Source organism: Brevibacterium aurantiacum (assembly GCF_900169065.1).
In the GTDB taxonomy this organism is placed as follows: Bacteria; Actinomycetota; Actinomycetes; order Actinomycetales; family Brevibacteriaceae; genus Brevibacterium; species Brevibacterium aurantiacum.
Genome location: NZ_FXZB01000039.1, coordinates 1 through 23650, shown reverse-complemented (window position 1 = coordinate 23650; position 23650 = coordinate 1). Strand labels below are relative to the sequence as shown.

The 23650-nt window shown below is 62.8% G+C and carries 22 protein-coding genes; 14 read left to right on the top strand and 8 right to left on the bottom strand.

The window, feature by feature from the left end; all coding sequences use genetic code 11:
* Positions 1–231 precede the first annotated feature (231 nt).
* The 5 genes from BAUR9175_RS19815 to BAUR9175_RS18085 all read left to right on the top strand — a co-directional run bounded on the left by BAUR9175_RS19815 (position 232) and on the right by BAUR9175_RS18085 (position 4535).
* Positions 232–381 (top strand): hypothetical protein, encoded by a 150-nt coding sequence (locus BAUR9175_RS19815; protein WP_257944374.1) that lies wholly within the window; start codon positions 232–234, stop codon positions 379–381.
* A gap of 1 nt (position 382) precedes the next feature.
* Positions 383–1336: an ABC transporter permease gene (locus BAUR9175_RS18100; RefSeq protein ID WP_101574863.1), complete on the top strand. Its 954-nt coding sequence runs from the start codon at positions 383–385 to the stop codon at positions 1334–1336.
* Entirely contained in the window at positions 1333–2250 is a 918-nt protein-coding gene (locus BAUR9175_RS18095; protein ID WP_219618419.1) for an ABC transporter permease, read from the top strand. The genes BAUR9175_RS18100 and BAUR9175_RS18095 overlap by 4 nt, the downstream gene beginning before the upstream one ends.
* Positions 2247–3986, top strand: coding sequence for an ABC transporter ATP-binding protein (locus BAUR9175_RS18090; RefSeq protein WP_257944373.1), 1740 nt, complete (start codon positions 2247–2249; stop codon positions 3984–3986). Before BAUR9175_RS18095 ends, BAUR9175_RS18090 begins: the two co-directional genes overlap by 4 nt.
* Positions 3987–4130: 144 nt before the next feature.
* Positions 4131–4535, top strand: a complete 405-nt coding sequence (locus BAUR9175_RS18085) for a hypothetical protein (RefSeq protein WP_101584832.1) — start codon at positions 4131–4133, stop codon at positions 4533–4535.
* Here the strand turns inward: BAUR9175_RS18085 and BAUR9175_RS18080 are convergent.
* Positions 4506–6293 carry a DEAD/DEAH box helicase gene (locus BAUR9175_RS18080; RefSeq protein WP_101584830.1) on the bottom strand — a complete coding sequence of 596 codons (1788 nt, stop codon included), beginning with the start codon at positions 6291–6293 and terminating at the stop codon, positions 4506–4508. The two genes, BAUR9175_RS18085 and BAUR9175_RS18080, sit on opposite strands and share 30 nt — an antisense overlap.
* A 390-nt stretch (positions 6294–6683) precedes the next feature.
* On the opposite strand from BAUR9175_RS18080, the gene BAUR9175_RS18075 reads away from it, so the two are divergent.
* The 4 genes from BAUR9175_RS18075 to BAUR9175_RS18060 all read left to right on the top strand — a co-directional run bounded on the left by BAUR9175_RS18075 (position 6684) and on the right by BAUR9175_RS18060 (position 9859).
* The gene (locus tag BAUR9175_RS18075) at positions 6684–7100 is read left to right on the top strand and encodes a GlcG/HbpS family heme-binding protein (RefSeq protein ID WP_101584829.1); all 417 of its coding nucleotides are present in this window, start codon (positions 6684–6686) and stop codon (positions 7098–7100) included.
* A gap of 11 nt (positions 7101–7111) precedes the next feature.
* Entirely contained in the window at positions 7112–8242 is a 1131-nt protein-coding gene (locus BAUR9175_RS18070) for a glutathione-independent formaldehyde dehydrogenase (protein WP_101584827.1), read from the top strand.
* A gap of 42 nt (positions 8243–8284) precedes the next feature.
* The gene (locus BAUR9175_RS18065; RefSeq protein WP_257944372.1) at positions 8285–9511 is read left to right on the top strand and encodes a serine hydrolase domain-containing protein; all 1227 of its coding nucleotides are present in this window, start codon (positions 8285–8287) and stop codon (positions 9509–9511) included.
* 117 nt (positions 9512–9628) lie between these two features.
* Positions 9629–9859 (top strand): GPGG-motif small membrane protein, encoded by a 231-nt coding sequence (locus BAUR9175_RS18060; protein WP_101584824.1) that lies wholly within the window; start codon positions 9629–9631, stop codon positions 9857–9859.
* Here the strand turns inward: BAUR9175_RS18060 and BAUR9175_RS18055 are convergent.
* From BAUR9175_RS18055 to BAUR9175_RS18040, 4 genes are all read right to left on the bottom strand, one after another.
* Positions 9846–10613, bottom strand: a complete 768-nt coding sequence (locus BAUR9175_RS18055) for an OBAP family protein (RefSeq protein ID WP_101584821.1) — start codon at positions 10611–10613, stop codon at positions 9846–9848. The genes BAUR9175_RS18060 and BAUR9175_RS18055 overlap by 14 nt on opposite strands.
* Before the next feature lie 88 nt (positions 10614–10701).
* Positions 10702–11433, bottom strand: a complete 732-nt coding sequence (locus BAUR9175_RS18050) for a GAF and ANTAR domain-containing protein (RefSeq protein ID WP_101584819.1) — start codon at positions 11431–11433, stop codon at positions 10702–10704.
* Between the two features lie 243 nt (positions 11434–11676).
* Positions 11677–13209 carry an alpha,alpha-trehalose-phosphate synthase (UDP-forming) gene (locus BAUR9175_RS18045; RefSeq protein ID WP_146000927.1) on the bottom strand — a complete coding sequence of 511 codons (1533 nt, stop codon included), beginning with the start codon at positions 13207–13209 and terminating at the stop codon, positions 11677–11679.
* 6 nt (positions 13210–13215) lie between these two features.
* Positions 13216–13512, bottom strand: coding sequence for a hypothetical protein (locus BAUR9175_RS18040; protein WP_141322653.1), 297 nt, complete (start codon positions 13510–13512; stop codon positions 13216–13218).
* A 288-nt stretch (positions 13513–13800) separates the two neighbouring features.
* Here BAUR9175_RS18040 and BAUR9175_RS18035 point away from each other — a divergent pair, with 288 nt between their 5' ends.
* The 3 genes from BAUR9175_RS18035 to BAUR9175_RS18025 all read left to right on the top strand — a co-directional run bounded on the left by BAUR9175_RS18035 (position 13801) and on the right by BAUR9175_RS18025 (position 17852).
* Positions 13801–15174: an NAD-dependent succinate-semialdehyde dehydrogenase gene (locus BAUR9175_RS18035; protein WP_101584810.1), complete on the top strand. Its 1374-nt coding sequence runs from the start codon at positions 13801–13803 to the stop codon at positions 15172–15174.
* 109 nt (positions 15175–15283) lie between these two features.
* Positions 15284–17086, top strand: coding sequence for a thiamine pyrophosphate-requiring protein (locus BAUR9175_RS18030; protein ID WP_101584808.1), 1803 nt, complete (start codon positions 15284–15286; stop codon positions 17084–17086).
* Between the two features lie 76 nt (positions 17087–17162).
* Positions 17163–17852, top strand: coding sequence for an aminoacyl-tRNA hydrolase (locus tag BAUR9175_RS18025; RefSeq protein WP_101584806.1), 690 nt, complete (start codon positions 17163–17165; stop codon positions 17850–17852).
* Between the two features lie 7 nt (positions 17853–17859).
* Here the strand turns inward: BAUR9175_RS18025 and BAUR9175_RS19470 are convergent, their stop codons facing one another.
* Complete coding sequence (locus BAUR9175_RS19470) at positions 17860–18036, bottom strand: hypothetical protein (RefSeq protein ID WP_180959282.1); 177 nt, start codon at positions 18034–18036, stop codon at positions 17860–17862.
* Between the two features lie 166 nt (positions 18037–18202).
* On the opposite strand from BAUR9175_RS19470, the gene BAUR9175_RS18020 reads away from it, so the two are divergent.
* A complete protein-coding gene (locus tag BAUR9175_RS18020) occupies positions 18203–18841 on the top strand; it encodes a hypothetical protein (RefSeq protein ID WP_141322654.1) in 639 nt (212 codons plus the stop codon).
* A 121-nt stretch (positions 18842–18962) separates the two neighbouring features.
* Here the strand turns inward: BAUR9175_RS18020 and BAUR9175_RS18015 are convergent, their stop codons facing one another.
* Complete coding sequence (locus tag BAUR9175_RS18015; RefSeq protein WP_101584802.1) at positions 18963–19505, bottom strand: STM3941 family protein; 543 nt, start codon at positions 19503–19505, stop codon at positions 18963–18965.
* A gap of 114 nt (positions 19506–19619) precedes the next feature.
* Between BAUR9175_RS18015 and BAUR9175_RS18010 the strand changes: the two genes are divergently transcribed.
* Entirely contained in the window at positions 19620–21152 is a 1533-nt protein-coding gene (locus tag BAUR9175_RS18010) for a deoxyguanosinetriphosphate triphosphohydrolase family protein (RefSeq protein WP_101584800.1), read from the top strand.
* 136 nt (positions 21153–21288) lie between these two features.
* Here the strand turns inward: BAUR9175_RS18010 and BAUR9175_RS18005 are convergent, their stop codons facing one another.
* Positions 21289–23496 (bottom strand): choice-of-anchor G family protein, encoded by a 2208-nt coding sequence (locus tag BAUR9175_RS18005; protein ID WP_101584798.1) that lies wholly within the window; start codon positions 23494–23496, stop codon positions 21289–21291.
* Positions 23497–23650: the final 154 nt, after the last annotated feature.

Sequence of the window (23650 nt, the reverse complement as noted above, 5' to 3'; positions counted from 1 at the left end):
GTCCACGTCGAGGTCTTTCGGATGGGCAGTGTGAGAACTTCCATCATCGGAAGACCTCGACGTCTATCCGGGTAGCGACTCGCTCTGTTTGAAATTCATCGGTATACACTCTCGTTTGCGAAGAGCCACGAAACCCACTGGGACGACCCGGCGTTCAACAAGATCTTCGACAAGGTTCGCGGCATCCCCAAGGTCGAGAAGAGACGCGACCGCGAGCACGAACTGCAGAAGATGCTCTACGACGAAGGCGGCTACATCATCTGGGGGTTCGCCAACCAGGTCGATGCCTTCCAGAAGTACGTCGGCGGGTTGGTCAAGAACTCCACCGGGCGTCCTCTGGGCGGGTGGCGGTTCGACCGCGTATGGATTGGAAAGGTGTGACATGTTCGGAAAAGTCATCGGACGCAGGCTGATCTTCTCCGCCTTCATCCTCATCGCAGTCTCCCTCCTCGTCTTCGGCGCCACACTCCTCCTCCCAGGAGATGCGGCCCGAGCGATCCTCGGCCAGCAGGCTACTCCGGAACGCATCGCCGCCCTCAACGAGCAGTTGGGCCTCAACCAGCCAGCCTGGCAGCGCTACTTCTCCTGGCTGGGCGGCCTCTTCGTCGGTGACTTCGGCACCTCGACCGCCAGCGGCGGTTCCGTGGCGCAGCTGCTGAGCGATCGCATCGGCAACTCCTTCATCCTGATGGCTGCGGCCGCAATCATCTCGGTTCCACTCGGCATCGGCTTGGGCGTCTACTCGGCACTGCACCGCGGTGGTCGCCGAGATTCGGCACTGACGGGCATCAGCCTCGTCTTCGCGGCCATGCCCGAGTTCGTCATCGGCATCGGCCTGATCGCGATCTTCGCGACCTCTGTCTTCCAGATCCTGCCCGCGGTCACCCTGGCACCACCGGGCGAACCCGTGTGGGGTCGACCCGAGCAGCTGATCTTGCCCACCGTGACCCTCATCCTCGTCGTCACCCCCTACATCGTGCGGATGATGCGAGCGACGATGATCGAAGTCCTCGACTCCGGTTTCGTGGAGATGGCTCGCCTCAAGGGTGTTCCCGAAACTCGTGTGATCCTCCGCCATGCGGTGCCTCATGCCTTGGGCCCCGTGGCGCAGGTCGTGGCGATCCAGTTGGCGTGGTTGGCCGGCGGCGTGGTCGTCGTCGAGTTCCTGTTCCGCTATCCGGGTCTGGGCCAAGCCCTCATCGACGCGGTGACCTACCGTGATGTGCAGGTCGTGCAGGCGATCTCCATGCTCGTCGCCGCTGTCTACGTCGTGGTGAACCTGGCGGCCGATGTCGTCGGTATCCTCACCAATCCGAAGCTGAGGAGTGCAGCATGAGCACGAACACTAACAACCTCGACGACCTCAAAGGCAGCGCGGTCGACGGTGGTGAGGTGCCGAAGGAATCACAGACCACCTACACCCCGTTCTTCAAACGCGTGCTGGCGCAGAAGCAGGGCAAGATCGGTCTGACACTGACCATCATCGTCCTCCTCCTGGCCTTCTGCGGGCCGCTGCTGCTGCCCTGGGCCACGGGCAACACGGCAACTGAATTCGTTGCCAAGCCCTTCAGCCCACATGGGCTCTTCGGTTCGGACAACCTCGGCCGCGATGTGCTCTCTCGATTCTTCGCCGGTGGACTCACCCTCATCGTGTACTCGGTTCTCGCCACGGCGCTCGGCATGATTCTGGGCGCGATCATCGGGATGCTCGCCGCCTATGTGGGCGGGACCTTCGACGCCATCGTCATGCGTCTCAACGACGTCATCCTCGCCGTCCCACAGCTGGTGTTCGCGCTGCTGGCCATCACAGTACTGGGACCACAAGGGTGGGTTCTGGTGACCGTCATCGGCGTGACCCACGCCCCACGCATCGCCCGAGTCGCACGCTCGGCAACCCTGGGCGTCATCACCGAGGACTACATCCTCGCCGCGGAGATGTATGCGATGCCGCGGTGGAAGGTGCTCCTGCGAGAGCTGCTGCCCAACATCACCGGCCCGCTGAGCGTTGAGGCCGGGCTGCGCCTGACCTACTCGATCGGCTACATCGCGTCCCTGTCATTCCTGGGACTGGGCCTGCAGCCGCCCGCGGCTGACTGGGGTCTGATGATCAACGAGAACCGGATCGCGCTGAGCATCCAACCCTGGGGTGTGCTGCTGCCGGTGATCGCCATCGCGCTGCTGACCATCGGCACCAACCTGCTCGCGGACTCCTTCGCCAGGGCCACCGCATCGACTTCAGTGGAGGCATGATGACCACCGAGACAACCACCGTCCGCCATGATGATGCGAACCTGCCCAACGAGAAGATCGTCCTGCGCGTGACCGATCTGAAGATCGCGACGAACGCCGGCGACGAGATCCTCCATGGAGTGAACTTCGCACTCAGTCGCGGCGAGATCCTCGGCCTCGTGGGGGAGTCGGGATCGGGTAAGACCACGGCAGGCCTGGCCTGCATGGGCCACTTCCGAGAGGGCCTGAAATTCGCCTCCGGCTCCGTGAGCCTGTGGCCGCGTGGAGATGACACGGCCGTCGAGGTGGTCGAACTCGACGAGGTGGCCGTGCGGTCCCTGCGTGGATCGCGCATCGCCTATATCCCGCAGGACCCTGCACTCTCGCTCAATCCTGCGATGCGAGTGGGGGAGCAGATCCGTGAGGTCCTCGACATCCACAAGTTCGGATCCTCTGAAGCCGAACGCTCCGAGCGGGTGGCGGCGGTGCTCGTCGATGTCGGACTGTCCGGTGACAAGGCCTATCAGAAGCGGTGGCCGCATCAGCTCTCCGGCGGTCAGCAGCAGCGCATCGGCATCGCCATGGCCTTCGCTATGTACCCCGATGTGCTCATCCTCGACGAACCCACGACCGGTCTCGACGTCTCCACGCAGGCAGTCGTCCTCGACACGATCCGGCAGATGACAGTGGCGAACAACGTCGCTGGCCTCTACATCACCCACGACCTCGCGGTGATCAAGGACATCTCCGACCGGGTGGCTGTGATGCTGCGCGGTGACCTGGTCGAAGAGGGCCCGGTGGCGTCCGTGCTTGAGGATCCCCAGCACGAGTACACGAAGATGCTCATGTCCGCGGTGCCGGACCTCGCGGGTCGCAAGACCATCGGTGAGGGTGCGGCAGCGGAACCGGAGTCAGAATCTAAGGCCACGCACATTCTCGTCTCGGCGGGAACGTCGAAGTCTGATGACTCGACGGAATCTGGGGACGGTGCAGCCACCTCGGCGAATGCCCCGTTGCTGCAGGTCAAGGACGTGGCACTTGCCTACGGGAAGGCGCAGATCCTCGACGGCATCAACCTCACCCTGGAACCCGGCGACTGCACGCTGCTGCTGGGTGAATCCGGATCGGGCAAGACGACACTCTCACGGTGCGTGGCCGGCCTCAACGATGACTACTCAGGCACCGTGGCGCTGAGAGGTGCAGAGTTGGCGAGGTCGACGAGGAAGCGGACGAACGAGCAGCGGGTGGGCATCCAGTACGTCTTCCAGTCCCCGTTCTCCTCCCTCAACCCGCGCCGCTCGATCGGTCAGTCACTGACCGTGCCCTTGGAGATGAGCGGTGATGGCACTGCCGCGACGAGGAAGGCGCAGGTTGAAGAGGCCTTGGATTCGGTGCGCCTGGGGCGCAGCTTCTACCACCGTCGGCCGGGTGACCTCTCCGGCGGTGAGCGGCAGAGAGCCGCGATCGCTCGCGCGCTCGTGAACCAGCCTTCGGTGCTGGTCTGTGATGAGATCACCTCGGCACTGGACGTGAGTGTGCAGGCCTCGATCATCGGGCTGCTGCGCACACTGCGGAAGGAACACGATCTGGCGATGCTGTTCGTGACGCACAATATCGCGCTCTCACGCCATATCGCCGACAACCTCGCTGTGCTCAACAAAGGCACAATCGTCGACTACGGTCCCACCGCCGAGGTGCTCGAGAACCCGAAGCACGAATACACGCGCACGCTCATCGCCGACGTGCCGAAATTCTGAAGGGGTGACGGGTAAGATGCCCGACAGAATGCGCGGGCGCACAGCGTCTGTGAGCAGGTCCTGCGGGGAAGGTTCCGCGGACGCTGGTTCCTGAGGCACTCTGAGCTATGGCCAGACCGAGGAGTCGGGAATACGATGAGGCACATGGATGAACGCCCTCGCAATCATCTTGACCCGACCAAGATTGGTGATCAGGCTGCACTGCGCAGCTCGTCAGGCACAATATGGATCGTCTCGGGTGGACTATTCCTGCTCGCAGTCGCCGTTGTGCTGGTGTGGATCGCTGTCAGCAGCGCAACAGCAGCTCCGCTCGCGATTGCGACCGGAGCTGCTGTTGTGGCGCTCTACATAGTGCTGCTGCTCGTCCGTTTCTTGGTCCGACCCGGGAAGGTGCGATTGCGGATCATGGCCGCCGCGATGATCGGTATGGCACTGATCGCGGTCGTCGGACTGCTGGCGAGCGTGGGGGCCGAGTCAGCGCCCGATGATGCCGACGACCGTGCGTCTTCGGCGAGTTACTCAGGAGTTGGTCGAGTAGACCGTGCGTGAGCCGGAGCCCTGGCTGCGGTGGCGTCCCCGAGTCTCGGCGCTCGTGCCTCGGTTATCGGATCCGCGCCGGTTGCCGGCGTTCCCACGAGTGTTGCTGCGGGTACCTTCGCTGCGGCGGTTGCCTGAAGCACTCGCACCTGAACGACCGCCGCGGCCGTTCGCCGCGGGGCGTCCTTCCTGGGCATTTCCACCCGAGCGGCTGCCCTGCGAGTTGTTCCTGGCGGTGCGACCGCCCGAAGCGTTTCTGGAGTTGCGTCCGCCTGCTTGGCCGCCGCGACCGCTTTCACCGTTGCGACTGTTGTCTGCGCCGCGGCTGTTCTCAGCACTGCGTCGGCTGTTTCCGCCACGGCCTCCACGGCGACGCCCGGATGAGCGCTGTCCGCCCTGTGACTGTTCCGCCTTCTGCTTCTCGGCTGCGGCCTGGATGGCGATCTGCGGGTCGACATAGTCAGCGGTTTCGCCCACCAGGTCGGTCACCACAGGGGACTCCGCTGTGACCTTCTGCGGAGTCACTTTGATGGCTGCCTTGCGCAGGAGCGTCTGCGTGTCCCTGCGCTCACCTGGCAGCATGATCGTCACAACTTCGCCGGAGCTGCCGGCGCGTGCTGTGCGACCGGAGCGGTGCAGGTAAGCCTTGTGCTCGGTCGGCGGATCCACGTGGACGACGAGTTCGACGGAGTCGACGTGGACTCCTCGGGCGGCGACGTCTGTGGCGACGAGCACGCGCACGTTCCCCTCGCTGAACGCTGCCAGGTTGCGATCTCGTGCACCCTGGGACAGGTTTCCGTGGAGATCCACGGCGGGGATGCCCTGCGCGGTCAGCTGCCGGGTGAATCGCTTCGCCCGGTGCTTGGTGCGGGTGAAGAGGATGCGGCGACCGGTGCCGGAGGCGAGTCGCTGGATCAGATCGTTCTTGTCTTCATCGGCGACCTCGAAGACGTGGTGCGTCATGGCGGAGACGTGCGAATTGGGATCGTCTACGGAGTGGCGGATCTCGTTGTGGAGAAACCGGCGCACCAGTTTGTCCACGCCGTTGTCCAAAGTCGCAGAGAAGAACATCCGTTGGCCGTGCTCCGGGGTCTTGGCAAGGATGCGGGTGACACCGGGCAGGAAGCCCAGATCGGCCATGTGATCGGCCTCGTCGAGGACGGTGACCTCGATGTCGTCCAGGGAAACCAGGCCCTGCTGGAGCAGGTCCTCGAGCCGTCCTGGGCAGGCCACGACGATGTCGACGCCTGCATTGAGGGCGATTTCCTGGCGTCTCTGCTTCACGCCGCCGAAGATGGTTGTCGTCGACATACCGTAGGCCTGGGCCAGGGGATCGACCACGTTCGTGATCTGGGTTGCGAGCTCACGTGTGGGTGCGAGGATGAGGCCGCGTGGAAGGCGGCCCTTCTTCCGGCCGGCAGCCCCGGCCTCTGACAGGCGCGTCACCATGGGAATGGCGAAGGCGAGTGTTTTGCCGGAGCCGGTCTTGCCTCTGCCCAGCACGTCACGGCCGGCGAGAGTGTCCGGAAGAGTGTCCTTCTGGATGGGGAAGGCCTCGGTTTTGCCCTCCGCGCGAAGACGCTCGGTCAGGGCAGAGGGAACGCCGAGCTCGGTGAAAGTGACGGGAGCGGCATCTGACTTGTCCGCGACGGCATTCGCCGGCTCGGGGTTCGCGGCCTTCGGTGTAACTGGTCGTCGCTGCCTGGTGGAGGAAGAGACGGAATTCGTGCTGGAGTCATGTGGGGGAGTGATGGGATAGCCCTTCGACATGCCGGAGGACTCACCGATGCCACCGAATGGTGACGGGAGCCGGTTCCGGACAAGGTGTGGGAACGCCGTTTGGCGCTCTCGATCGCCGAGAGGAAACGGCTTCGGAAACACGCGCCGGATATTATTCACGGCCGCAGAGACGAGGCGTACTGTCGACGCAGGGAACCCGTAGACGGGTTCGCAGGTACTACCAGCATACATGCCTCAGAGGTGTCGGTTCGACGTTGCCGCCTCAACGTCAGTCATCTCATACTTCCGGATGCCCGCAGTGCCTCCCGTTGCAGGGGTTCCCTGCTGCGAACTGCGGGTCCACAATGGCGCGCAAGGCGATTTCTGGTCGCGCGCGCAGATGACCGCGTGCACAGAGGACCGTCTGGAAGGAGTGCAATCATGACCAGCACCATCAAGGATGTTTCGCTCGACCAAGCACAAGGCGCCGTTGACGCAGGGCGACGACGAGCCCTCGAATTGGATCTGCTGATGAACGTCGCCGTCGTCGACGTCGGCGGCCACCTCAAGGCCTTCGCCAGGATGGACGGGGCGTGGCTGGGCAGCATCGACATCTCGATCAAGAAGGCTCGCACCGCCCGGTATTTCGATATGCAGACAGCCGAACTCGGCCCCACCGTGCAGCCGGGGCAACCGCTCTATCACATTGAATTCTCCAACGGTGGACTGATCACCTTTCCCGGTGGCATTCCACTGACCCTTACCGATGACACCGTGATCGGTGCCGTCGGCGTGAGCGGATCCACCGTTGACAACGATCAGGCCGTCGCCGAGGCGGCCGCGGAGGTGATCTCCTGAAGAAAGCAGTCGTGTACAAAGGACCACGTGAGGTTGCGGTCGAAGACGTCAAGGACCCGGTGATCCAGGATCCGACGGACGTCCTCGTCCGCATCACCTCGACAGCGATATGCGGTTCAGATCTGCACATGTACGAAGGCCGCACCGATGCCGAACCCGGGATCACGTTCGGCCACGAGAACATGGGCATCGTCGAAGAGGCCGGCCAAGGTGTCTCTCGGGTCAGAACCGGCGACCGCGTCGTGCTCCCGTTCAACGTGGCCTGCGGATTCTGCGACAACTGCCGCGCAGGCAAGTCCGCGTTCTGCCTCACGGTCAACGAACCGGGTACGGCAGGCGGCGCATACGGGTACGTCGGAATGGGCCCTTACGGAGGCGGGCAGGCAGAGTACCTGCGAGTGCCCTTCGCAGACTACAACTGCGTACCACTGCCGCCGGGCGATGAGTATGAGAAGGACTTCGCGATGCTCGCCGATATCTTCCCCACCGGCTATCACGCCACGGAGCTGGCCGGTGTGCAGCCCGGTGAAACGGTTGCAGTGTACGGGGCTGGCCCGGTGGGGATTATGGCCGCGTACTCTGCTCGGCTGAAGGGCGCCAGTCGCATCTTCGTCGTCGACCATGTGCCCAACCGACTGGACTTGGCCCACGACCTGGGAGCGGAGCCGATCAACTTCGACGACGGCGATCCGGTCGAACAGATCACCGACGCCCTCGACGGCTACGGCACCGATCGCGGAGTCGACGCCGTGGGCTATCAGGCCACGGCCGCTGATGGTGAAGAGCAGCCGGCCACGGTGCTCAACCAACTGGTGGGGACAGTTCGCCACACCGGCGGAATCGGCGTCGTGGAACTCTACCTGCCGTCTGATCCCGGCGCCCCTGACGAGCACTCGGCCAAGGGGGAGCTGTTGGTCAAAATGGGTCGACTCTTCGAGAAGGGGCAGTCGATCGGCACAGGCCAGGCCGATGCTAAGCGCTACGCTCACCGGTTGCGCGATCTGATCATCGCAGGTCGTGCCGAACCCGGCTTCGTCGTCTCCCAGGAACTGCCGCTGAAGGATGCCCCCGACGCCTACGACAGGTTTGATCGCCGTGAGGAGGGGTATTCCAAGGTCGTCTTGCATCCCGGCATGGGATGATGGTGAGCAGTCCCCGGAGCTGAAGGAGCTGTCCGCCCACTGATGATCGACCTCAAAGATGGTGGCACGTACACGATGGAAGTCGACCAAGGCAGGGCAGATGGCCTGCTCCGGGCTGGGGCCCTCGATCGCCTGGTCACGGTGTTCCGGCATCACGCCGGGCAGTGCCAGGGCGGGATGGCCTTCAGCGTCTACCGTGCGGGCGAACCGGCCATTCGGTTCCGGGCCGGTGTCGTCGGCAAGCGCACAGACACCTCGGCGAGGGAGTGGGACGAACGGACCCTGGCGGTGTTCTTCTCCGGCACTAAGGGTCTGGTGGCAACGATTGCGGCCAAAGCGGCGGGGGAGGGGTTGCTGGATGTCGACGCTCCGGTCGCCGACTATTGGCCGGAGTTTGCGGCAGCCGGTAAGGGGGCGGTGACCGTCGGGCAGGTGCTCTCGCATACGGTGGGCCTGCCCTATGTCGATCCGGATCCTTCACTGGATGCGAACAACAGACCGCGCATGGACGATGCACAGTGGACGTTCCTCGACTCCCGGAGAATGGCCGCCATCCTCGCGCAGCAGAGCCCGCTCTGGGAGCCCGGGACGAAGGTCGCCTATCATGCGGTGACCTACGGATACCTGATGTCGGAGATCGTCCTCCGCGCTACCGGCCGCACCGTGGCACAGTGGCTGCAGGACGACCTCGCGCGGCCCTACGGTCTGGACCTGCACCTGGGATTGCCGACCGACGACGAGGACAGAGCGGCCCCGATCTTCCAGGCACCCGGCTACTCGGTCTCGACTTACCTCAGGAACGACCCCACGCGTCGGGCCGTCATCGACCGCATGTATGCCTCACTCCTGGCACCGAGCCTGCCGATGAACACCCGAGCCTTCCACGCCGCGGAGATCTCAGCCGGCGGCGGGATGGGCACTGCCGATGCGATGGCGAAACTGTACTCACTGCTAGTCACGCCCGGCCGCCTCGGCGGGGGCATCGTTTCAGCTGACGCGATGGACAACGCATTGCGGACACGCTCAGAGGGACTCGACGTTCTCAACGATCGGCCCCTGCACTTCGGTCTCGGCTTCGAACTCGCCGACCCGATCGGCACGTACGGTCCCGTGGAGCGAGCCTTCGGACACTCGGGCGCGGGCGGGAGCCTGCATGGGGCGTGGATCGATGAGGGGATCGGATTCTCCTTCCTGAGCAACGAGATGCTCACGGAGAACGTCGACCGGCGGGCGAAGGATCTGCTGCAGGCCCTTGCTGGGCGGAGCTAGATCATTCTGCCCACCGGGCCCTCCGCTGTGCAGTTCCGTACCCCCTTGTCAGGTGGTCAGTGGAGTGCCACGCTGAAAACAGCTCCTGCTCATCCTCAGGAAGCGAAGGAGAAGACAATGCTCATCATTTTTTGGGTCGTGGCGGCGATTCTCGCCGTCTCAGGCGTCATCTTGCTGTTCCGGAAAGAGGTTAAGTGGGGCATCATCTTCATCATCGTGGCGTGCATCGTCGGTCCCTTGCTGGCGAACTTCTTCGGAGGGCCTCCGGCAGGCCCGAGAAGCACAAGTGAGCCTTCCCCTTCGTCGGACGCCGCCATCGTATCGATGAGGCTGGTCAGCGAGGTCTGAGCGACGACCGGAACGGCACATCCTCTGTGGTCGTCTGCAGGCTCTGCCCGCTCTCCCAATGATTGGCTCCAGGATCGACCTGCGGAGTCGCGATGTCCTCCCGACTGGCTCGTTTGCTCCGGGTCGACACTCCGACTCTGGCATCTCTGGCCCGGATGATGTCCTCGTTCGCCTGTCCATCGGCGGTGAATCCCATCATCAGCTGCGGGACACCGTAGGGGAAGTCCTCACGGTCGTACTGCCACGTGTGGAAAGTCTTGCCGTAGGTCGACACCAGGTCCTTGAAGTAGGAATGTTCGGCGATCTCCGGCACTCCCGGCGCCGTGAGGATGCCTGACTTCACTTCATAGTGGTGACTGTGCCACAGCTTCTTCTCGTCAGCGGGGAGAGTGCGGAATCGTTCCTCGCTGATGATGTATTCGATGCCGATGAGTCGGGCGTCGGTGGCATTCCTATCGAAGATCACGCATTGGTGGAGGTCGTGACGAAGATGGATGCAGAAATGTGCGGCTTCGACCTGCCGCCCCATGTCATCGGCATACATGTGCAGTCCGTTGAGATACGTGCTCATGGCATCGATTGGGTATTTCGCTTGGAGCGCTCCGGATGCCAAGTCCAGCACACGGTGCTTGAGCGGATGACCTTTGCCGACTTTGACTTTCGTGACGAGCTGTCGGCCCAGTGTCGCACCGACCGTGACTGCTGCTCCGGTCACAACTCCGAGTCCGAGGGATTTCAGCTGGGGCAAGTTCATATCGACAGGCCAGCGTCGATCGGTCGGTTACGTAATCCCCCTCATTCGACCCGCATCAGTGGCTGGAGAACACCGTGGTCCCGAACGGTCAATCTTCGAAGGCGGTGATCGGTGCCGACTGACCAAGAGAGGCAACCAGGTCCTCCGCCAGTTCGCGCAGCTTGATATTCCGATGTGACGAGGCGGTCTTGAGGATGGTGATGGCTTCGTCCTGGCTGCACTGTGCCTGTGCCATGGTAATGCCCACAGAGATGTCGATGATCGTGCGCGACTCCATTGCGCGTTGTCGAGCGTCTGAGAGTTCCTCATACCTCGCAATTCTGACGGCCACGCGCAGGGCTCTCGAGACCAGGTCGGCGAATCGCTGGGCGGTGGCTGACCTCGTCTCGGTGAACGCACCGGGAACGGTGGTGTAGAAGTTCATCGCGGCCTTGGCCGTGGCATCGAGTTCGAGGGGGATTGCGAGCACGCTGCGCAGTCCATGTTCGCGCACCGCCGCCATGTAGTCTGGCCACCGAGTTTCGTACTGGACATCAGGGACCTGAACCAGCTCTTGATAGGTTTGGGCGTGCAGACAGGGACCTTCCATGAAGCCAGCCTGAACCTCATCCATCTTCCGGGCCTCGGCGTCGCTGCTGCCGACGATAATCGTGCGCTTGTCTCGTTCAAGCGTGATTCCGGCCAGTACGCGAAGATCTCCGGTTATTTCGCTCGCTGCCACTGCGGCCAGCTCATTCAAGAAATCAGCGAGCTCCCGGTCTGCAGCGAGAAGGTCGTGGAGCAGTTCAGCCGTTGACAGTTGTGCGGGCGTGGAGTCCATGGCGGCCTCCTTCCAGAAAGAAGTGCAACCCGTCACCAGGTCGGTTCACAGATTGGGCCCAAGCCTACGCTCCATGGTCGTTGGCTGCTGTGAACCTTCTGATGACCTTCAGGGTGATGGGGCAAGGAACCGTGATGGTCATTCGGCGACGTCGAACGTCGGCTGAGGCACGCCTCATCAGCTCTTTGCAATGGTGGGCAGCCCCAGCGTTTCAACGGCCTCGCAGTATCTGAAGCTTCAGAGTCATCGCACAATGTCTACATGACGCTCCCTCGGCAGGAGTGACGAGCGGGGACCGCATGCCGGCGGCCCCTGCTGCGTCCCAGGGCTGATCGGCCGAGATATGTCGTGGTCCGTTGCGAGGTCAGCCGGCTCCAGGGCCGCGAGGAAGGTTCGAACCCACCACCGGGCATCGTGGTCGGCGACGATCTCAGCTATCGAATCGATGCGTCGTCGTGCTTCGTCATCGGGTATCGCCGCTGCCCGCCATATGGCCAGTTTGAGTTCGTCGATGTCGTAGGGGTTGACCAGCAGCGATTGGTGGAGCTCCGCAGCCGCACCGGCAAATTCGGATAGGACGAGACTGCCCCCTCGGCCATGACGAGCAGCAACGAACTCCTTGGCGACAAGATTCATTCCGGCGCGGAGCGAAGTGGCGAGGAGAGTGTCAGCGGCGAGATAGATAGACACCATCTGCTCAAGCGAAGACGACCGGTGACAGTAGTAGATCGCGGCGCGTTCAAGAGTACTGAATCGACCGTTGATGCGTCCCACCAGCTGTTCGACCTCGGCACGCAGTTCGTCGTTCGATGTGTGGCCTTCTCGTGACGGGACAGCAATCTGGACCAGCGCCGTCGTCTTGGGGTCGATGGCACCCTCGTTCAGAAGCTCTTCGTATGCGAGCAGTCGGTGGACGATGCCCTTGGCTGGGTCAAGCTGATCGATTCCAACGAGGAGCTTCTCCGGGTTGCCGAAGCTCATGCGCATCCGACGTGCTTCCAGCTGAGTTGTCGCGGCCGCCGCAAGATCACGGATGGTGCAGGCATCGATTGACATGGGAAAGGTGCCCAAGACTTCGTCGAGTGCGCCAGACTCAACGTCGGAGAAGTGCAGTGCTGCGCTGCGAAAGTTATTCAGGTCTGAGTCCTGCTGGAAGCCGATCACATTCGCGCCCAGCAGCCCACGAACAATATCGGCCCGCCACGGCAGCTGAGCAAACAGTTCTCGCGGAGGAAAGGGGAGATGACTATAGAATCCGATGCGAACATCCGGACGTTGCGCGCGGATCATCTCCGGGACGAGTTGGAGATGATAGTCGTGGACCCACACGGTCGCCCCAAGCGCGGCTGAGTCGACTGCTGCCTGAGCGAACCGAGCATTGACCGAGCGATACGCGTTCCACCACGCAGCGTGGAACTCGGGGCGAACGATCACGTCGTGATACAACGGCCACAGTGTGGTTTTCGAGAACCCGTCGTAGAAGGCGAAGTGCTCCTCGGCGTCGAGGTCGAGCGGAACGAGCCTCACACCGTCGAGCTCGAACTGCTTGCACTGCTCAGCACTGGTCGAACCGACCCACGCTCCACCGCGATCCCGCAGCATCGGAATCAGACTTGAGGCGAGTCCGGGAGACAGAACCGAGCGCCCAGAACAGCGTTCGACCGGCAGCCGGTGAGAGACGACGAGTGAACGTTTCGCATCCTCTCCTGACATCATTGTCTCTGCGCCGACGCTGCGGTCGTGGGCAGGCCGTGTGGGAGGAGTTGTTTTGAACACCGAGCTTCACCCTCTCTGCGGAAGCGAGGAATCATGCTGTTCTGGAGTCTGAGTGTCTGCTCGGAGATGTTTGAGGGCGATCGGGCAGGTGATCGTCGTCTTCAGTCGTCGGTTCAGGCTCTCGTCCAATGCGCGTCGCATCAGTTCTCTGCAATGGCGCTCTGCCTCTGCCATCTCGATGGCTTCGCAGTAGATGAACAGCATTTCGTTCTCATCGATGGAGTAATGCAGAGAAGCGACGAGCTGGCCGGGAAGGTAAAGGTCGAATTTGGACGCACTTCGATTATTGAGCATCGTATACACACAGGCCCCATGAGATAGCGGGCCGACTGCTTGACCGGTATTCACTATATGCGCAGTTATCTTCGATCGGCAACCTTCGGTTCATCGCAGTGGCAGCCGCCTCCGTCATCCGTCTCCGATTTCGCACACGAGGGCTCACACTGAGACACCGTGCAGTGAGGGCGAAGAGCAATTTTAGCGGCAGATCGTCGATCTGGGGAGGGCTAGCAGGAACCGCCTGGATTTGGGACGGTTGATTGACAGGCCGCAACAGGGCCTCGGAAGCTCGGTTCCACGAAAGGAGTCATCATGAGCGCGAAATTCGCAACCATCAATCCCGCGACAGGTGAGACCGTCAAGGAATTTCCCACAGCTGACGATGCGACTATCGCAGCGCTGATCGAGGACTCGGATGCAGCATTCCAAAAATGGCGCACCACCCCGCTCGAAGACCGAACCGCGCCTCTGTCCAAGGCCGCCGATCTCATGGATGACCGCAGAGACGAACTCGCCGCCCTGCTGACACTCGAAATGGGCAAACTGCCCGTTGAAGCCCGAGCAGAGGTCGAACTGTGCGCAAGTATCCTGCGCTACTACGCCGAAGAAGCCCCGCGACTCCTGGCCGACGAGAAGCTGTCACCGAACAGCGGAGGCCAAGCGGTCCTCAAACACGAGCCGATCGGACCGCTGCTCGGAGTGATGCCGTGGAACTTCCCCTACTACCAGGTGACACGGCTGGCCGCACCGAACCTCGCGGCAGGCAACACGATCATCCTCAAGCACGCCTCGAACACTCCCCAGTCCGCGCTGGCCTTCGAACAGATCATGTCAGATGCACTGCTTCCGAAGGACTGCTACCGCAATGTCTTCGCCGACAACGATCAGATCCAGACGATGATCGCCGACGAACGGATCAGGGGAGCCTCCCTGACCGGATCGGAAGCTGCCGGCTCTGCGGTAGCCGGAGGGGCCGGCACGAACCTGAAGAAATCGATCCTCGAACTCGGCGGCAGCGACCCGTTCATCGTTTTGGACGCCCAGGATCTCGAGGCCACGGTCAGTGCGGCAGTGGCCGGACGCATGGCGAATTCAGGACAGAGCTGCATTGCGTCGAAGCGCTTCATCATCAATGAAGACATCTACGACGATTTCGTGGCGCTGCTGACGGAGAAGATGTCGCAGTTCGTCGCGGGCGACCCGAATGATCCAGCCACAACAATGGCACCGTTGTCCTCCGAGCAGGCGGCCGTCGATCTCATAGAACAGGTTGAGGACGCAATCGACCACGGCGCACATGTGCACACAGGCGGCAAACGCGTCGATCGCGCTGGCGCGTTCGTCCAGCCAACGGTGCTGACAGGAGTGACGCCGCAGATGCGTGCCTACTCGGAGGAGCTGTTCGGCCCGGTCGCGGTGGTCTACTCCGTACACGACGAGGACGAGTCGATCGCCTTGGCCAATGACTCCTCGTTCGGCCTCGGCGGGACCGTGGTCAGCGCCGATGTCGAGAAAGCACAACGAGTGGCAGACCGGGTCGACACCGGGATGGTCTGGATCAATCAAGCCACCTGGACCGAACCTGACCTCCCATTCGGCGGTACGAAGCGTTCAGGCGTGGGACGCGAGCTCGGGGCCGAAGGCATACAGGAATTCGTCAATAAGAAGCTCATTCGGACTCCCTGACCCCTCACGGTGGAGCCAGTCGGCTCCAAACAGTGAGAGGTCGTGACACCGGAGCCCGAGAAGCCGGCACAGAGAGCAAACCGGACAAAGAACTGCGAAGGTGATAGCAATGGCGACATCAGTGAGCGACTTCATCATCGATCGACTCATCGAGTGGGGGTTGCACCAGTGGTATGGTTATCCCGGCGACGGCATCGGCGGCTTCGACGGTGCTATGGGCCGTGCCCAGCGAGACGGCAAGGACTTCCGGTATGTTCGGCCCACCCATGAAGAGGAAGCCGCATTCATGGCCACCGCTCACGCGAAGTTCACCGGCGAAGTCGGCGTGTGCATTTCGACTTCCGGGCCCGGGGCCATCCACCTCATGAACGGTCTCTACGACGCCAAGGGAGACAACGCACCGGTCCTCGCGATCGTCGGCCAGCAGGCGCGAGTATCACTCGGGTCTGAATTCCAGCAGGAGATCAACCTCGAACGCATGTTCGCCGACGCCGCAGTCTTCGTCCAAACCGTGGCCACGCCCATGCACGCCCAACTCGTCGTCGACAAGGCTGTGCGGATGGCCAAAGCCTACCGGGGACCGGCCGTCGTGGTTCTGCCGGCCGACATCCAAACCATGGGTATGGAAGAGCCCACAACTGAGCATTTCGTCTCCCGCAGCGGCATCGGCTTTGTGGAGGATCGGCTGCGGCCCGATGACAATGCCCTTGTCAGAGCCGCAGAGGTGCTCAACGCCGGGGAAAAGGTCGCGATGCTCGTCGGACAGGGCGCCATCGGTGCCACGGATGAGGTGCTCGCCGTGGCCGATCGCCTCGGTGCCGGTGTCATCACCACGCTCCTGGGCAAACAGGTCGTGCCCGGCGACGTGCTCTACCACACGCAGCAGCTCGGGCTTCTGGGCTCACGACCGAGCTACGACATGATCCAGAAGTGCGACACCCTCCTCATGGTCGGCACGAACTACCCCTACGGTGAGTTCATGCCTCCAACCGGACAGGCACGAGGCGTCCAGATCGACCTGTCGCCGCGACATCTGGGAATCCGCTATCCGACCGAAGTGAACCTATGGGGAGATGCGCTGACCACACTCTCAGCCCTGCTGCCGCATCTGGACCAGCACAGCACCGAATGGCAGCAGAAGATCGCCAGCCAACAGCAGAACTGGAGGAAAGAGAACACGCGGGTGGCGCAGACCGAAGCCGACCCGATCAATCCCCGCAGCGTCTATGTCTCGCTCAACGAGAAGCTGCCGGACAACGCGATCATCACCGCTGACGCAGGAAGCACGGCCGACTGGTACGGCTTTCACATCGAACTCGGCCCCAACCAGATGGGCAACCTCTCTGGCCGGATGGCTTCAATGCTTGCGGCCATGCCCTACGCACTCGCGGGGAAATTCGCCCACACCGAGCGGCCCGTGGTGTGCACGATCGGCGACGGTGCCTTCCAGATGATGGGAATGAACGGCCTGCTTACGGTCAAACGGCATTGGAAAGAATGGGCGAGTCCCACATTCATCGTGCTCATCATCAACAACGGTGACCTCAACCAAGTCTCCTGGGAGATGCGCGAAGCAGGAGATCCACGGTGGGACACCGCGCAGATGGTGGAGCCGATGGACTACGCCGGATATGCGGAGCTGCTGGGCCTCAAAGGTGTGAGAGTGGAAGAGCCGAGTGAGATCGGACCCGCCTTCGACGAAGCATTCGCCGCCGACCGACCGGTCGTCCTCGACGTGAGATGCGACCGCAACACGCCACCGCTGCCCGCACATATCGCACTCGCACAGGCCCAGGGGCTTGCCGAATCGCTCCTGTCGGGCGACCCCGAGATCGGGCGCGTGGTCAATCAGAGTTCGCGTGCCGCGGCAGCTCGACTCTTCGCCCGTATGGGTCTGATCACAGATGACTGAACCACGGTCGGCACGCGCATCCCAGGAATGAGCCGATCACTCCACGAGCGCGACTGCGCTGACTAGGATTGGCACCATGACCGAGCACATGCGCAGACACGAGTACGACCACGAGATTCCGTGGTCCCTGCCGATCGTGGTCCGGCGGTCGAAGACGAACATCGCCCGCCACATCGACGTCGTCGAAGCCACCGCCCGAGCCGTCGTCGCCTTCCTCGACGACCCGCGCTCGCAACCTGAGGGCGAATGGCACGAAGCGGTCGAGTACTGGCGTGACGGGGCCATCCGCAAGGTCGTTCGCCGCGGAGACGGGCAGAAACTCGACGATGCACGAGCCTTGGGGTGCGTTAAGGTGGAATTCGGCGGCACGGATGACTTCGGTCCCGCCGAGGCGTTTGTCTTCCCTCCGGGTCCGGTCGAGCCGCTGCCGAAGGAGTTGAAGAAGCTGCAGGTCGGCGGCACCGAGTTCCCCGATGAGGGAGGCACCTCAGTGACCGCGGACATGGCCGTCGTGACGATCGAACTTTCACCGCTGGTGACGCTGACGACGGGGAAAGCCGCGGCACAGTGCGGCCACGGTGCACAGCTGGCCTACGAGCAGATGCCCGCCGAGGTTCGCGATCGGTGGCGCGAAACAGGATTCAGTCTGCGCGTGGTCACACCCACGAAGGCCGAGTGGGCAACAGATCATCGACCCGTGAGCGTCGTCGACGCGGGCTTCACCGAGGTGGACGGACCCACCGAGACCGTTCGAGCCTGGTGGTGAGGGGCGGCTACTCCGCGGCGTCCTCTTTCTCGTCGTCGTAGAGGGGACGTGTCTTCGTACCGTTTCCGAATTCGTCGAGGATGATCATGTGCTTGACCATCTCACCGGCCTCTTCATCCCAGACGTCGATGATGTCGCCCGGATGGGTCCCCGGCTGATAGAAATCTTCGTTGACTCCAGTCATTGAACTCACCTCCTGTTGTGCCTATGACGCTACGCCACTGTGATGCAAGTCTCAAGGATTGTGGGCGGCTGGCCGGGGATATCATTGTCCGGGGCCGCTCAGCAGGGAGCGGAATGGATGAGGGGATCGTGGTGCCCGGGTGACGTTCAAGGCCCAAGTAGTCTGCATGTTCTTTCCCGGAGCAATTCTCCTCCTCATCTGTGGAACATTGGTTCACACCCTGCCGGGCCTCGCCCAAGGGGTGGGGGCAATCGGTGCCCTCGCGCTCGTCGGGTGGCCGATCTTCACGATCGTCGTCCACGTCCGTCACCGCCGCCGCCTCGAACGTTGTCTCATTGCGCATGAGTCCGAACCCGTGAGCATCACCGAGGTGCGCAGCTCCGTCGAAGACTTCGGCGTCCGAGACCCGTTGCACACCTTCGTCACCAGTGTTGAGGCTTTCATCCTCACCATCGGTCTGCCGGTGCTCTTTCTTGGCGGCATTGGGATCTTCTGCCTGGTCACCGTCAATGACGACCCTGGCAAAGGGGCCTTCAAAGCCTTCGCCGGGGTCGGGGTGCTGGGCCTTCTCGGCGCCTATCTGGTCTTCCTCGTGTTCGGACGGAGCAAGCGCACGCTGAGAATCGGCGGCGTCGCACTGATCGTATTCGGCCTCGCCGGCACCTTCGCGGTCGCCTCGGTGCTGGTCGAAGAGGGGATCACCAGTGTGAGTGACATCGTCATGGCCGGCGCAAGTGTGGTGATGACTGTTCTGGGGATATGGCTGGTGGTCACCGGGCGGAACACCTTCAAGCGCACGGACTGATCCCGGCGGGCAGGGCGCTGCCGTCGCCTCGAGATCCAACGACACCCTCGAGATCCAATGAAGCGGCCCGCTGGAATGAACTGGTTTCCAGAAGCAGGCCGCTTCGTCGTATCCCTTGCTGTCACACGCTGGTGCGGGCCTTGCGTTCCTGATCAAGCCAGTAGCACAGCTCGGGCTTGCTCACTGCAAGACCGTTCGGGGCCCAAAGCACCTTTTCCTCGGCGCCGTCCTCTGACGTGCTCGTCGCCACTCCGAGGCCGGCCGCGGCCTGGCGCTCAGCTTCTTGTTCGGTGATGACCAATTCGATGAAGACGTTCGAGTTCTGCTTCACCGCGCGGACGTCGACGAGCTGTGACCAAGGGACGAGTCCCGCCTTGGCGGTCTTCATTGTGATGCCTTCGGGGGAGACCGTCAGCCCAGGAGTGCGGGCGAAGAGCCTGCGGACCATGACGATGAGGCCGAGGAGGAAGAAGGCGACCGCGACCCAGCCGAGGATCATCCACAGAATGGAGCCGCCGAACGCCATCGCAAGGCCGACGAGGATGAAGATCACACAGGCGATGATGAGCCCGATGGACTTGCCGCGGGAGAAGAGGAAGGGCACGGACTGTCCCTGGGCGAGAGTCGCCGCCCATGCGTCGACGTCTTTTTTCGGTGTGGCCATGAGGATGGGTCTCCTGAGGGTGAGTGGGCGCCTGAGTAGGCAGAACACCTCATGCTAGCCAACGCCGCCTTGTCGCTCCCGACCGGGGCGGCGATTCTGTAGGCTGGGGCCATCATGACGGAGAGACTGAAACTTCACACTGAGGGTGGACGCGACCGCGACGTCGCCGAGGCGGGTCAACCTGGCGAGGACGAGTTCCGTGTCGATATCGAACGGATCCGATTCTCCCCCTTCTTCTCGCGACTGGCCGCCGTCACCCAGGTCATCCCGCAGGCAGGCTCGGGCACAGTCATCCACAACCGATTGACGCACTCGCTCAAGGTCTCTGCCGTGGCCAGGTCGATCGCCATCACCTTGAATAACTCCGATGAGCGCACCCGGACGATGCTGTCCGAACTCGGGGGATGCGATCCGGTGGTGGTTCAGGCTGCCGCCGCAGCCCACGATATGGGCCACCCTCCGTTCGGCCACCTCGGCGAGAAGGAACTCGATCGTGTCTCACGATCGGTGCTGCGTCTGCCTGACGGTTTCGAGGGCAACGCGCAGACCTTCCGCATCCTCACCGCCCTCGACAGCTGTGACGCCACGGCGCGGGGGCTCAATCTCACGCGAGCGGTGAAGGCCGCGGTGTTGAAGTACCCGTGGGCGCGCAGCGATTGGACGCAGCATCAGCGGCTGAGCTCGGCCGAGATGCCCAGGGGAGTTGGTGACGAGGTGTCGCAGGGGGCGATGAAGTTCTCTGCCTACGCGACCGAGACGGCGGAGATGCACGATGCACTGTCGGTGTTCCCGCGGATGGGCCGGTACCAGCAGACGCTGGAGTGCGCGGTGATGGATGTCGCCGATGACATCGCCTATGCGGTGCATGACCTCGATGATTTCTACCGGTCGAACATCCTGCAGTACACCAGTGTCTCTGCCGAGCTGGGCCGGTGGCTGGGCGACTGCCGTGAGCTGGAGCAGCTGCATGACACGGAGCTGGATCGTCGCCGGCCGGGCCACGCGCTCGAGTCGATGTGGCGCCACATTCAGGAGAAGGACCCGTGGATCGCCGATGAGGATGCGTTCCGGCAATCGGTGCAGCGAGTCAATAGGGATCTTGTCGAGGGGCTGCTGGCAGTGCCCTATGACGGGGGACTGGAGGCTGACCGGGCCGTCACCGCGTTCACAAGGCGGTGGATCGATCGGCTCAAGGCCTCCATCGTCGTCGATGCGCAGCCACATGTCCGCAGCGGGCATGTGCGCCTGTCCGACACCGCCTGGCACGACGTGGTGGTGTTGAAGTTCGTCCACTCGAGGTTCGTGCTCGAACGTTCAGATCTCGCGGTGTATCAGCGGGGGCAGACCCGGATCATCGCCTCCCTGGTGGAGGGTTTCCACGATTGGCTGCGCGATCCCGACGAGGCGACCACGATTCCTCGGCGTCTCCTCGATTCGGTTGAGGCCGCCACCGAGGAGTACCAGGAGCTCTACGACAGGGATCCGGCCAGCCTCGGCGAAGAAGGCGCCAGTGCCATCGTCAGGCTGGGACGGGCTCGGGCGGTCGTGGACTACATCGCCTCCTTCACCGATGCGCAGGCCATGTCCGTCAACGCATTGATCACCGGTTCCTCGGAAGAGCCGTGGGAGGCCGGACGGGGCCTGTGACGGTGACTGTGTGAACGACGGTGACTGTGTGAACTGCGCCGTCGGTTTCAGACAGACGAAAGGCGGGACCGGAGTTTTCACTCCGACCCCGCCTTCTGCGTGGTATCAACCGTTCACACGGTTAAGAGACTCAGTCTCAGAGACCTGAGCGGTTGCGGCGCGTCAGGTAGATTGCGATTCCACCGCCGGCGACGAGGAGAGCTGCGAGCCCACCCAGCGCCAAGGTGCCGTTGGCACCGGTGCGGGGCAGGTCGCCACCGTCAGCAGCAGCCGATGCGCTGGCATCGTTGCTGGCGTTTGCGTCGTCAGCTGAGCTCGCCGAGGCATTTGCCTCGTCGTTGCTGTCAGCGGAGGCGTTGGCGTCATCGGTGGCAGCTGCGGAGTCATCCGCGTTGGCCGATGCGTTCACGTCAGCGTTGGAAGCAGCCGAGTCGTCTGCGTCAGCCGTTGTGTTGGCCTCTTCGTTGGCGGCAGCCGAGTCATCAGCATCTGCGGTAGCGGAAGCCGAGTCATCAGCGTCAGCGGTTGCCGAAGCCGAGTCGTCTGCGTCAGCGGTTGCCGAAGCCGAGTCGTCTGCGTCAGCGGTTGCTGCTGCGGAGTCGTCTGCGTCTGCAGAGGCCGAGTCATCGGCATCAGCGGAAGCGGTGTCGTCAGCGTTTGCGTCATCGCCTGGTGCTTCGTCGGCTGCGGTCGCACGGACCGAGGACGAGGCCAGGTTGATGTCAGCAAGTGCGTCGGCTGCCTGAGGGGCGGCCTGTGCGCCGCCCGCTGAGGGGACGCCGCCTGGCAGCAGCTCGAGGCTGACGGCGTTAACGGTGAAGCCGTCAGCGTCGGTGCCCTTGACGTTGCTGTCTTCAGCAGGATCGCGCTTGGTGGGCTGCTCGTTGATCGTCAGGTCGACGATCTTGTTGAGGCCTTCGAAGACGGGATCGAGACCCGAGAGGATCGGATCGACGGCGTCGGTGACTCCGCCGGTGACCTGATCGGCAGTGGTGTTCACGATTCCACCGATAAGCGGCTGGGTGACTCCCAGGAGTCCCTTGAGCAGGGGATCGGTGATTGTGTTGATCAGGCTGCCAAGGTCGACTCCGGCGACTTTGAGATCGGTGGTGATCTCCGGGTCGCCTTCGCCGGTGCCGGCAAGCTGGCCGAGGGTCGCATCGATGTCGATCTTGCCGTCAGCTGGGATGCCCGCAAGTGAGCCCTTAGCAGGCAGGGAGATCTTGGCATGAGCGTCGTTGAGGCCGTCTTTGAGAGTCTCGTTGAACTTGCCGCTCAGCGTGCCGAGAGCTTCAGCAACTGCGTCGGTGATCTTTCCGATGGTCTCGGAAGTCAGGACCTGGGTGTTGGGGTCGAGGCCGTTGAGGTCCTCGCCGTTCTCACCGTTGACGACCTTGGCGAGGTCGATCTTGATGTCACCGTTCTTGAGGTCGATCGAGGCGACGCCCGCCTTGTCTTCAAGCTTTTCGTTGACGACGTTCTCGACGACGCTGTTGAGAGCATCCTGAGCTTCAATGTCAACGGTGGTGCCTTCGCCGCCGAGGCTGAGGTCAGCCACACCAGCGTTGAGGTCGATGCCAGCGTTGGCCAGCTTGTCAGCCAGGCCTTCCTTGGCGATGACATCTTCGAGGGTGCCGCCGGCTCCGTCGACAACCTTGTTGAGCTCGTCTGAGAGTCCGCCGACTGCGGGGCTGGAGACAGTCATGACGCCATCGGCCACGACATACTCAGAGGATGGGTCTTCCGAGCCGTTTGCCTCTGCCGTAGATGCGACTGCGCCCAGGGAGAGCGAGAGCTCGTCGACGATGTTGTCGGTGACTCCATCGAGACCGGCCTGTCCCAGGACCTGCGTGAGGTCGACTTCGGCGTTGCCGTAGTCGCCGTTGTTGATGTCATCGACGTTGAGGGCGCCATCCTTGCCGACTGCACCGGCACTGGCCTTGGCGCTGTCCGCGGATGGCGCATTGCCGTATGCATTGAGTGCTCCGGCCTCGCCGAGCTTGAGGAGGCCCTCGCCGCCGGGCTCGCTGATGACGGGCAGTGAGACGCCATTGCCCAGATCCAGGTCGAGGGCGCTCAGTGCTTCTGCATTGAGGGGAGTCTTAGCTTCCTCCGGATTGCTGGGGAAGCTGCTGTACGCGCCAGCGGCATCGACGAGCTGATCGTCGAGGAGTTCCGACTGGACCAGCTGGCCAAGTGCTTCAGCCTCTTCGTTGGGGTCCTGCTCGATGGCGGCTGCGCTGGGCGAGGTGACCATGACGGTCAGACCCAGAGCGGTGACTGCAGCTGCGCTGCCGACGGCGATCTTACGCACGGGCGGTTGCCCGTTACGGAGCTTCTTCATACTTCTCCACTTCCATTTGTGAGGATCTGATTGGGTCCCCGTTAGCAGTCCAGCGGCTATGCGATAGCTAATTGGTTCTCTGCGCTCCAGCGTTCCCAGCATCTCGATGGTGTTAATCCGTCGAGGGATCCGTGGGGCCGTTCATGATTATAGA

Excerpts from the sequence above, each read along its gene's own strand:
- BAUR9175_RS19815 (WP_257944374.1), top strand. The coding sequence starts at position 232 with ATGCTCTACGACGAAGGCGGCTACATCATCTGGGGGTTCGCCAACCAG.
- BAUR9175_RS18100 (WP_101574863.1), top strand. The coding sequence starts at position 383 with ATGTTCGGAAAAGTCATCGGACGCAGGCTGATCTTCTCCGCCTTCATC.
- BAUR9175_RS18095 (WP_219618419.1), top strand. The coding sequence starts at position 1,333 with ATGAGCACGAACACTAACAACCTCGACGACCTCAAAGGCAGCGCGGTC.
- BAUR9175_RS18090 (WP_257944373.1), top strand. The coding sequence starts at position 2,247 with ATGATGACCACCGAGACAACCACCGTCCGCCATGATGATGCGAACCTG.
- BAUR9175_RS18085 (WP_101584832.1), top strand. The coding sequence starts at position 4,131 with ATGGATGAACGCCCTCGCAATCATCTTGACCCGACCAAGATTGGTGAT.
- BAUR9175_RS18080 (WP_101584830.1), bottom strand. The coding sequence starts at position 6,293 with ATGTCGAAGGGCTATCCCATCACTCCCCCACATGACTCCAGCACGAAT.
- BAUR9175_RS18075 (WP_101584829.1), top strand. The coding sequence starts at position 6,684 with ATGACCAGCACCATCAAGGATGTTTCGCTCGACCAAGCACAAGGCGCC.
- BAUR9175_RS18065 (WP_257944372.1), top strand. The coding sequence starts at position 8,285 with ATGATCGACCTCAAAGATGGTGGCACGTACACGATGGAAGTCGACCAA.
- BAUR9175_RS18060 (WP_101584824.1), top strand. The coding sequence starts at position 9,629 with ATGCTCATCATTTTTTGGGTCGTGGCGGCGATTCTCGCCGTCTCAGGC.
- BAUR9175_RS18055 (WP_101584821.1), bottom strand. The coding sequence starts at position 10,613 with ATGAACTTGCCCCAGCTGAAATCCCTCGGACTCGGAGTTGTGACCGGA.
- BAUR9175_RS18050 (WP_101584819.1), bottom strand. The coding sequence starts at position 11,433 with ATGGACTCCACGCCCGCACAACTGTCAACGGCTGAACTGCTCCACGAC.
- BAUR9175_RS18035 (WP_101584810.1), top strand. The coding sequence starts at position 13,801 with ATGAGCGCGAAATTCGCAACCATCAATCCCGCGACAGGTGAGACCGTC.
- BAUR9175_RS18030 (WP_101584808.1), top strand. The coding sequence starts at position 15,284 with ATGGCGACATCAGTGAGCGACTTCATCATCGATCGACTCATCGAGTGG.
- BAUR9175_RS18025 (WP_101584806.1), top strand. The coding sequence starts at position 17,163 with ATGACCGAGCACATGCGCAGACACGAGTACGACCACGAGATTCCGTGG.
- BAUR9175_RS19470 (WP_180959282.1), bottom strand. The coding sequence starts at position 18,036 with ATGACTGGAGTCAACGAAGATTTCTATCAGCCGGGGACCCATCCGGGC.
- BAUR9175_RS18020 (WP_141322654.1), top strand. The coding sequence starts at position 18,203 with ATGTTCTTTCCCGGAGCAATTCTCCTCCTCATCTGTGGAACATTGGTT.
- BAUR9175_RS18015 (WP_101584802.1), bottom strand. The coding sequence starts at position 19,505 with ATGGCCACACCGAAAAAAGACGTCGACGCATGGGCGGCGACTCTCGCC.
- BAUR9175_RS18010 (WP_101584800.1), top strand. The coding sequence starts at position 19,620 with ATGACGGAGAGACTGAAACTTCACACTGAGGGTGGACGCGACCGCGAC.
- BAUR9175_RS18005 (WP_101584798.1), bottom strand. The coding sequence starts at position 23,496 with ATGAAGAAGCTCCGTAACGGGCAACCGCCCGTGCGTAAGATCGCCGTC.